Source organism: Vibrio sp. V10_P2A27P122 (assembly GCF_963874335.1).
GTDB classification, from domain to species: Bacteria; Pseudomonadota; Gammaproteobacteria; order Enterobacterales; family Vibrionaceae; genus Vibrio; species Vibrio anguillarum.
Map to the genome: position 1 here is coordinate 1 of NZ_CAWNHY010000041.1, position 8,918 is coordinate 8,918.

General features: G+C 45.2%; 7 protein-coding genes. 5 read left to right on the forward strand and 2 right to left on the reverse strand.

What is annotated here, in order from left to right:
- Window positions 1-259 precede the first annotated feature (259 nt).
- The gene (gene cysB, locus AACQ17_RS02530; protein ID WP_010317444.1) at window positions 260-1,234 is read left to right on the forward strand and encodes an HTH-type transcriptional regulator CysB; all 975 of its coding nucleotides are present in this window, start codon (window positions 260-262) and stop codon (window positions 1,232-1,234) included.
- A 78-nt stretch (window positions 1,235-1,312) separates the two neighbouring features.
- Window positions 1,313-2,509 carry a methyltransferase gene (locus AACQ17_RS02535; RefSeq protein ID WP_088721120.1) on the forward strand — a complete coding sequence of 399 codons (1,197 nt, stop codon included), beginning with the start codon at window positions 1,313-1,315 and terminating at the stop codon, window positions 2,507-2,509.
- Window positions 2,510-2,568: 59 nt separating this feature from the next.
- On the opposite strand, the gene ald is transcribed toward AACQ17_RS02535, so the two are convergent.
- A complete protein-coding gene (gene ald, locus AACQ17_RS02540) occupies window positions 2,569-3,693 on the reverse strand; it encodes an alanine dehydrogenase (protein WP_017041996.1) in 1,125 nt (374 codons plus the stop codon).
- 156 nt (window positions 3,694-3,849) lie between these two features.
- Between ald and lrp the strand changes: the two genes are divergently transcribed.
- Complete coding sequence (gene lrp, locus AACQ17_RS02545) at window positions 3,850-4,344, forward strand: leucine-responsive transcriptional regulator Lrp (protein WP_010317439.1); 495 nt, start codon at window positions 3,850-3,852, stop codon at window positions 4,342-4,344.
- Between the two features lie 187 nt (window positions 4,345-4,531).
- A complete protein-coding gene (locus AACQ17_RS02550; RefSeq protein WP_094147347.1) occupies window positions 4,532-7,417 on the forward strand; it encodes a DNA translocase FtsK in 2,886 nt (961 codons plus the stop codon).
- 104 nt (window positions 7,418-7,521) lie between these two features.
- Here the strand turns inward: AACQ17_RS02550 and AACQ17_RS02555 are convergent, their stop codons facing one another.
- Entirely contained in the window at window positions 7,522-7,689 is a 168-nt protein-coding gene (locus tag AACQ17_RS02555; protein WP_017041998.1) for a hypothetical protein, read from the reverse strand.
- A 306-nt stretch (window positions 7,690-7,995) separates the two neighbouring features.
- Here AACQ17_RS02555 and htpX point away from each other — a divergent pair, with 306 nt between their 5' ends.
- On the forward strand, window positions 7,996-8,859 hold the full coding sequence (htpX, locus tag AACQ17_RS02560) for a protease HtpX (RefSeq protein ID WP_013857168.1): 864 nt from the start codon (window positions 7,996-7,998) through the stop codon (window positions 8,857-8,859).
- Window positions 8,860-8,918 lie beyond the last annotated feature (59 nt).

Sequence of the window (8,918 nt, forward strand, 5' to 3'; positions counted from 1 at the left end):
AGAATACACGATCCTTAGTTATCACTACACCTTCAAATTGACTATTTTTATTATTCCTGTTTTAACCCCTAAAAACTGCCTTTTATTGCTTAGATTGGGCGATAGTTGGCAAAAATTTAGTCAGCTACGCAAAATACTTACTTTTTTCTTCGCTCTTGAATCATCAAGCTTTGAATTGAGAGTGTTAAGCGTTATAACTAATAATTATAAACTATGATTGAAAGATCTGGATCTTTGATAATGGATTACGGGGCCAATAATGAAGTTACAGCAGTTAAAATATATTGTTGAAGTGGTTAATCACAACCTGAATGTCTCAGCAACTGCGGAAAGCCTTTATACCTCTCAGCCAGGCATTAGTAAACAGGTTCGTTTACTCGAAGATGAATTGGGTATTCAAATTTTTGAGCGTAGCGGTAAGCACCTGACACAAGTCACGGGTGCAGGTGAAGATATTATTCGTATCTCACAAGAGATCCTTTCACGTGTGGAAAGCATTAAGGCCGTGGCAGGGGAGCATACGCACCCTGAGATGGGTACGCTGAATATTTCAACGACTCATACACAAGCTCGCTACGCGTTACCTGATGTAATCAAAGGATTCACTGCGCGTTATCCGAAAGTGTCGTTACACATGCACCAAGGTACTCCAAGTCAGATGTCGGAAGCGGTTGCAAAAGGCACCGCTAATTTTGCGATAGCAACAGAAGCGCTTCATCTGTACCAAGATGCCATCATGCTACCTTGTTATCATTGGAATCGTTCTATTGTTGTGCCTAAAGATCATGCTCTTGCAAAAAAAGAACGGGTAACGATTGAGGATTTAGCCGCGTATCCATTGGTCACTTACGTGTTTGGTTTTACTGGTCGTTCAGAGTTAGACACTGCATTTAATCGCGTAGGGTTAACGCCGCGAGTTGTCTTCACCGCCACCGATGCGGATGTGATAAAAACTTATGTCCGAATGGGAATTGGGGTGGGTGTTATCGCAAGTATGGCGATAGATAAATCACGCGACACCGATCTTATCGCGATTGATGCCAGCCATCTTTTTGGTGCGAGCACGACTAGCATTGGGTTTCGCCGAGGCACATTTCTGCGCTCTTATATGTTTGACTTTATGGAACGTTTCGCGCCTCATCTTACTCGCCCTGTCGTCGAACGGGCTACCTCGTTAAAATCGAATATCGAAATAGAAGAGATGTTTAAAGACATTGAATTGCCAGTTCGTTAAGCAAATTTCGATCATTTAAAACGAAACACTTTCTAATTAAACCATCACCTCCTAGAATTGGCCTTTCTAGGGGGATGTATGCGCGCGCTTTTCAAACATATCGATGCTTTTTTAATTGAAAACCAACGTTTTTGGCGATTTGAGCCCTTTCATCATAGTGGCTTAGACAGTTCACCTTGGAAACATTCAGATCATAGGCTGGATCAGTGGTTGCAAACGCTATCTTTGGACAGTATCGATAGCTTAAAGTCATCGCCGCAAGCGCTCATTGAGCAACTTCATCCGTATATCGAGGGGTTAAAAGAAGCGGATATCATGATTAGGCTTCAAGATGCCCCTCGTAATACTCAGCAAGCACTCAGCCCTTACTTAGAGCAGGGGATCCCTGGCAGAAAGCTAGAACAAATTCGTTTAATGAGCGAATCACTCCTCTCTAGGCATTCAGGAACGGAATGGCTAGAGTGGTGCGCGGGTAAAGGCTTTTTAGGTCGAATTATCGCAGCGCAGTCAAAACAAAAAGTCACTAGTTTTGAATATCAGTCGCAGCTCTGCCATGCAGGACAAGCATGCGCCGATGAACATGATCTTCCGATGCAATTTATTCAAGGGGACGCTTTTGAGCCGCAAGCGTTTGGCGTTTTCAATACCAATCAGCATGCCGTCGCTTTACATGCCTGTGGTGATCTCCATGTTCGCCTACTCGAATATTCCGTTGCTCATCGCTTGCCTGCGATTACGTTTTCACCATGTTGCTACCATTTAATCAAAGCCGATAGCTACCAACCCATGTCCAGCTACGGTCGTACTTCTTCTCTTGCCTTGTCCAAAGAAGAGCTGCGTATTCCGCTACAAGAAACCGTTACGGGGGGAGAGCGGGTTCGCCGTCATCGTTTGCAAGAAATGACGTTTCGTTTGGGTTTTGATTTGTTGCTAAGATCTGAGCTTGGGCATCATCAATATTGCCCAATTCCGAGCCTCAAAAAATCACAACTAGCCGAAGGATTTTTAGCTTTTTGTTATTGGGCGGCGGCACAAAAAGGCATCGCATTACCAGAAGTGGATTGGCCTGCTTATGAACGTAAAGGCGAGCAGCGTTTTTGGCAGATGGAAAGGATAGGCTTAGTACAACAGGCATTTCGCCGCATGATTGAGCTTTGGTTGGTATTGGATAAGGCACTTTATCTTCAAGAGCAAGGCTATGAGGTGCAGATTGAGCAGTTTTGCGCTAGGAAAGTAACGCCACGCAATATATTGGTTCACGCTTTTAAAAAATGAAAGCCAAGCGCATGACGCACTTGGCTAAGAATTGAGAGCTTTACCGCAAATTGTTATCGTTAGTTAAACAGAGCGATAGCTTCAGATGGGTCAAGATATTCAAGGTTGAAACTCTCGGCGACCTCTTTACAGGTGACTTTACCGTGTATCACGTTTAAACCTTCTAGGAATCCTTTATCCTCTAATAATGCACGTTGATAACCTTTATTGGCCAGTTTAACAATATAAGGCAACGTAGCGTTATTCAAGGCGAAAGTTGATGTGCGAGCCACAGCGCCTGGCATGTTTGCGACGCAGTAATGAACGACGTCATCAACGATATAGGTCGGGTCATCATGAGTGGTAGCATGTGAGGTTTCAAAGCAGCCGCCTTGGTCAATTGCCACATCAACGACCGCAGAGCCAGGTTTCATTCTAGAAATCAGATCTTTAGTTACGAGTTTAGGAGCTGCTGCTCCGGGGATCAGTACTGCGCCTATTACTAAATCGGCTTCGAGGACGTATTTTTCAATCGCATCCTTTGTTGAATACACGACTTTAGCGTGACCTTGGAATTCTTCATCGAGTTTACGCAGCATATCAACACTTCGGTCGAGAATCGTCACATCAGCACGCATTCCGACGGCAATTCTGGCTGCGTTGGCACCGACTACACCGCCACCAATCACCACCACTTTTGCTGGTGCGACTCCGGGTACACCACCCAGTAACAAACCACAGCCCGCGTGTGATTTTTCTAAACACTGCGCACCTGATTGAATAGACATTCGACCAGCGACTTCAGACATTGGTGCTAATAGTGGCAAGCGACCCATATTATCTGTTACAGTCTCGTAGGCTATACAGACAGCTTTGCTCTTGATTAGCTCCTCAGTTTGTGGAAAATCTGGAGCTAGATGTAAATAGGTAAATAAAATTTGGCCTTCGCGGAGCATTGCTCGTTCAGCAGCCTGAGGTTCTTTGACCTTAACAATCATTTCTGCTTTCGCAAAAATGTTAGAAGCAGTAGGAAGAATGGATGCGCCTACAGCGATGTAATCATCGTCTGAAAAGCCGATGCCGGAACCGGCATTTGTTTCAACATAAACTTGGTGACCGTGTGAGACAAGTTCGCGCACGCTTGCGGGAATCATGCCCACACGATATTCGTGGTTTTTGATTTCTTTAGGAACTCCAATGATCATCCTGACTCCTTAGGTTTTTTTGGTTGTTATAACTATATGTAGGGTTGTTGTTTCGAATTTGTGACTAGTATAGATGTGAATGTGTAAAATTTGATACTGAATATTAAAAAGTTGTAGTATATATTTTTGCAAGGAAGTAATAAGGTGGAATAAAAAATGGCAGACAACTATAAAAGGCCGTCCAAGGATTTAGACCGTATCGATCGCAATATTTTGAATGAATTGCAGAAAGATGGTCGTATTTCGAATGTAGAATTATCAAAACGAGTGGGTTTATCTCCAACCCCCTGTTTAGAGCGTGTACGTCGTTTAGAGCGTCAAGGTTTCATTACCGGTTATACCGCGTTGTTGAATCCACAATATCTTGATGCTTCGCTGTTGGTATTTGTGGAAATTACATTGAATCGCGGTGCACCTGATGTGTTTGAACAGTTTAATACTGCGGTTCAAAAACTGGATGACATTCAAGAATGCCATCTTGTTTCGGGTGATTTTGACTATCTTCTCAAAACTCGAGTCTCTGACATGGGGGCGTATCGTAAATTGTTGGGTGATACGCTATTGCGTTTGCCCGGAGTCAATGACACTCGCACTTATGTTGTGATGGAAGAAGTGAAGCAAAGTAACCAGTTGGTTATCAAAACTCGATAACGCCAGATTGTCTGAATAGTGGTACTTCTTTCCACATTCTGACGTTCGCCAATTGGGTTTTTAACCTTGATGTGGTTAAATCACACAACAAACCGAGCGGCTTTTGCCGCTCGGACTGTTTTCACCCAAACCAACACATCAAGCCGCAATAAACCTTGAGTGTTGGCGTTAATCAGAATCTAGGTTTATGTTCAAAGAGAACCAAAATAAAGTTGAGACCATTATTAAGACCAGCGAAGAGCCTCAGTCTTCACGCCTCAATGGATCGCAACGTCTGAAAGAGTGCGGGCTTATTGTCGCTGTGCTTGCCTCTGTGCTTCTTTCCATCGCTTTATTAACATTTAGTCCCGCCGATCCTTCATGGTCACAAACCGCGTGGGGAGGCGATATTGAAAATGCAGGCGGTATTATTGGCGCATGGATTGCCGATACCTTGTTCTTTATTTTTGGATCGCTGGCCTACCCAATACCGCTCATGATTACTGTGCTAGCATGGGTTTTTCTGCGTAAAAGAGAAGAGAATGAACCCCTTGATTTTGTGCTGTGGGGAACGCGTTTACTCGGCTTAACCATCTTGATTTTGACCAGTTGTGGCCTTGCGGATATCAACTTTGACGATATTTGGTATTTTTCATCTGGTGGTGTGATTGGGGATGTCTTAACCAGTTTGGCGCTGCCAACGCTTAATTTACTAGGCTCAACCTTAGTATTGCTCTTTTTATGGGGCGCTGGTTTTACGCTGCTAACGGGTATCTCCTGGCTAAGCATCGTGGAATGGTTAGGCACGATGAGTATTTCTCTTGGCGTTGCGTTGATCAATCGATTACGTGGTGAGAAAGATGAAGATATTGCGCCCGTTTTGTCGCCAATGGAATTGTCGCCGCTTGAATCATCATCCGCAGACTTAGCCGTTGTTGAGTCTAGTTTGCCAAATGAAGAATATGTCAAATCAGCCCTCGATGCGTTTGGGGCCGAGCAATACACGCCTGCGGTAGAGGTTGAAGAAGAGCTGGAACAGACTCACTCGCCAAGACGTTTTAATATTCACATGCCAGCGGCCAAAACTCAGGCTAATACTTCTCCTGAATTCAGTGAAACTCACTCAGATGAAGCGCCATTTGATCGCAGCAAGCAGCTTAGTGCAACGATTGAAGAGTTAGAATCTGTTGCGTTGGAAGAGGATGACCTTGCTCTTTCATCGGCAAACTGGGTAGATGAAAGAGCTAATGAGCACCAAGCATTAGCCAGTGCCGACCTCGATGCCAGTCAAGAGGCTCAGCAATATGCATGGGCAGAGGACGAAGAGGTGAGCGATCCGTCGCTTACGATGACAGAAGTTTATCTTGATGTGTCGCGTGTTGAACCGGTTATTTCCAATTTGGATGTGCTGGATGAAGATGAATCAGATCAAGCGTTGGCTGTTGATCTTGATGTGATGTCAGAAGATGACGAGCCACCGTTAGGCCAGCAAGATAGCGATGTGACGGTTTTTCAGAACATGGTGTCTTCGGCTCAGGCCAATATGGCGGCCAAGCAAAATCCATTTTTAATGCAAAAAGAAACTAACCTGCCTAAACCGACGGAGCCACTACCGACGTTAGAACTTCTGTATCACCCAGAAAAGCGTGAACACTTTATTGACCGAGAGGCATTAGAGGAGGTTGCTCGTTTGGTTGAATCTAAACTCGCGGATTACAAAATCCAAGCGCAAGTGGTTGATATCTTTCCGGGGCCGGTTATCACTCGTTTTGAATTAGATTTAGCTCCAGGCGTAAAAGTGAGCCGTATTTCTAGCCTATCGATGGATTTGGCGCGTTCCTTATCGGCAATGGCGGTGAGGGTGGTTGAAGTGATCCCCGGTAAACCTTATGTTGGTCTTGAACTGCCAAACATGAGTCGTCAAACCGTCTATTTGTCAGATGTTATAAAAAGCCGTCAATTCCAAGAAGCGAAATCACCCACGACCATCGTTTTAGGGCAAGACATTGCAGGCGAAGCATTGGTCGCGGATTTAGCCAAAATGCCGCACGTGTTGGTGGCTGGTACAACAGGCTCAGGTAAGTCGGTTGGGGTCAACGTGATGATCCTCAGCATGCTTTATAAAGCGAGCCCAGAAGACGTTCGCTTTATTATGATTGACCCGAAAATGTTAGAGCTATCGATCTACGAGGGTATTCCTCACCTGTTAGCTGAAGTCGTGACTGACATGAAAGACGCATCAAATGCTTTACGTTGGTGTGTGGGTGAAATGGAACGTCGCTATAAATTAATGTCTGTGCTTGGTGTGCGTAACATCAAAGGCTTCAATGATAAGCTAAAAATGGCTGCTGCTGCTGGCCACCCCATCCACGATCCTTTGTGGAGAGAAGGGGACAGTATGGAGAGTGAACCGCCACTGCTGGAAAAACTGCCTTACATTGTCGTGGTTGTTGATGAATTTGCTGATCTGATGATGGTGGTGGGTAAAAAAGTAGAAGAGTTGATCGCGCGTTTGGCACAAAAGGCTCGAGCTGCGGGTATTCACCTTATTTTGGCCACTCAGCGTCCATCGGTTGATGTGATCACCGGTTTAATCAAAGCGAATATTCCGACCCGCGTTGCGTTTACCGTTTCGACTAAAACCGACTCAAGAACTATTTTGGATCAAAGTGGTGCGGAATCACTGCTCGGTATGGGCGATATGCTCTATCTACCACCGGGTTCTAGCCACACGATCCGGGTTCACGGTGCGTTTGCCTCGGATGAAGATGTGCATGCGGTGGTAAACAACTGGAAAGCACGCGGTAAGCCGAACTACATAGAAGAGATCACTTATGGTGACCAAGGGCCAGAAGCCTTGCTACCCGGTGAGAAGATGGAAAGTGATGAAGAAGTGGATCCGCTATTTGATCAAGTGGTTGAACATGTAGTGGAAACGCGTCGAGGTTCAGTTTCAGGTGTACAACGCCGATTTAAAATCGGTTACAACCGCGCTGCAAGAATTGTAGAGCAGCTGGAAGCACAAGGTATTGTGAGCGCTCCCGGCCATAATGGTAATCGCGAAGTACTATCGCCAGCGCCGCCGCGAGATTAATCACGGTCATTGTAGGCAACACAAACAAACAGCGCCACCCATGATGCCATGAGCGGCGCTGTTTCAATTTAGCTAGCATAAACTCTCGCCAGCCTTGCTAACGGCTATTTTTCTTGCATCAGCCCCATCAGTGCTTGTTGCGTGTCAGATATTTGTTGCTGCGCGGATGGTGTGCTGCCAATTCCCAATTGTTGTTTAGCTTCATCTTCAGAGAGACCTAAGTGGCAACACAGTAAATCAATCGCCATTTGATAGTTGCTCGTTTCAGCCATGATGCTGTCCTTTGTCCGTCGAAAATGTCTGTTTCCCATGCAATGTAGTCACTTTAGCTGGGACTCTCAATACGACCAAAGTCTTATGAGTTCAATTGCCCATCACGTGCTGTAAGGGTAGGTTAACCATCTTGCTGTTCAATAACAGATTTTAGAAAACTCGGCGTCAGACATTAAATGTTTCAATTTATCGCTTAACCTTGTTTTTCAAATCTTAGACTATATGTATATGAAAAATTGTGTAGGTTTATGCTAGCGTCGCTTGCAGCCTACACTCATAATAAGCTTTTCATTCGGAGATAAGTAATGAAGCGAGTCATGTTATTTCTAGCAACCAACCTTGCGGTGGTGCTGGTTCTTAGCCTTGTATTAAATATTGTTTATGCTGTGACGGGGATGCAGCCGGGCAGTTTATCTGGCTTGCTCGTCATGGCCGCGTTGTTTGGTTTTGGCGGCTCATTTATTTCATTATTGATGTCAAAGAGCATGGCTCTGCGCTCGGTAGGTGGAATGGTGATTGAAAGTCCACGTAACGAAACTGAGCATTGGCTAGTGCAAACGGTGCGTCGTCAAGCTCAGCAAGCGGGTATTGGTATGCCAACGGTAGCAATTTATGATTCGCCGGACATCAACGCTTTTGCAACAGGCGCTAAACGTGATGATTCTCTCGTCGCTGTTTCAACGGGGCTATTGCACAGCATGACGCGTGACGAGGCCGAAGCGGTATTGGCGCATGAAGTGAGCCACATTGCCAATGGCGATATGGTCACGATGACTTTAATGCAAGGAGTGGTTAATACCTTCGTTATTTTCTTATCGCGCTTTATCGCAAACATCGTGTCGTCTCGTGATTCAGAAGAGGGTGGCGGTAGCAATATGATGGTTTATTTTGGCATCTCTATGGTGCTGGAATTGGTATTTGGCTTCCTCGCGAGCTTTATTACGATGTGGTATAGCCGTCATCGCGAATTCCACGCCGACGCAGGTGCAGCAAAGCTTGTGGGTAAACACAAGATGATTGCGGCGTTAGAGCGTTTAAAAATGGGGCAAGAATCTCAATTGGAAGGTTCCATGATGGCTTTTGGTATCAACGGTAAACGTTCAATGACGGAATTATTGATGAGTCACCCACCGCTTGATAAACGCATCGCCGCTTTGCGCAATAGTTAATCTAAGCTAACTAAAAAGAGAAGGCCAGCGAATTATGCTGGCCTTTTTGATCGTCGTAA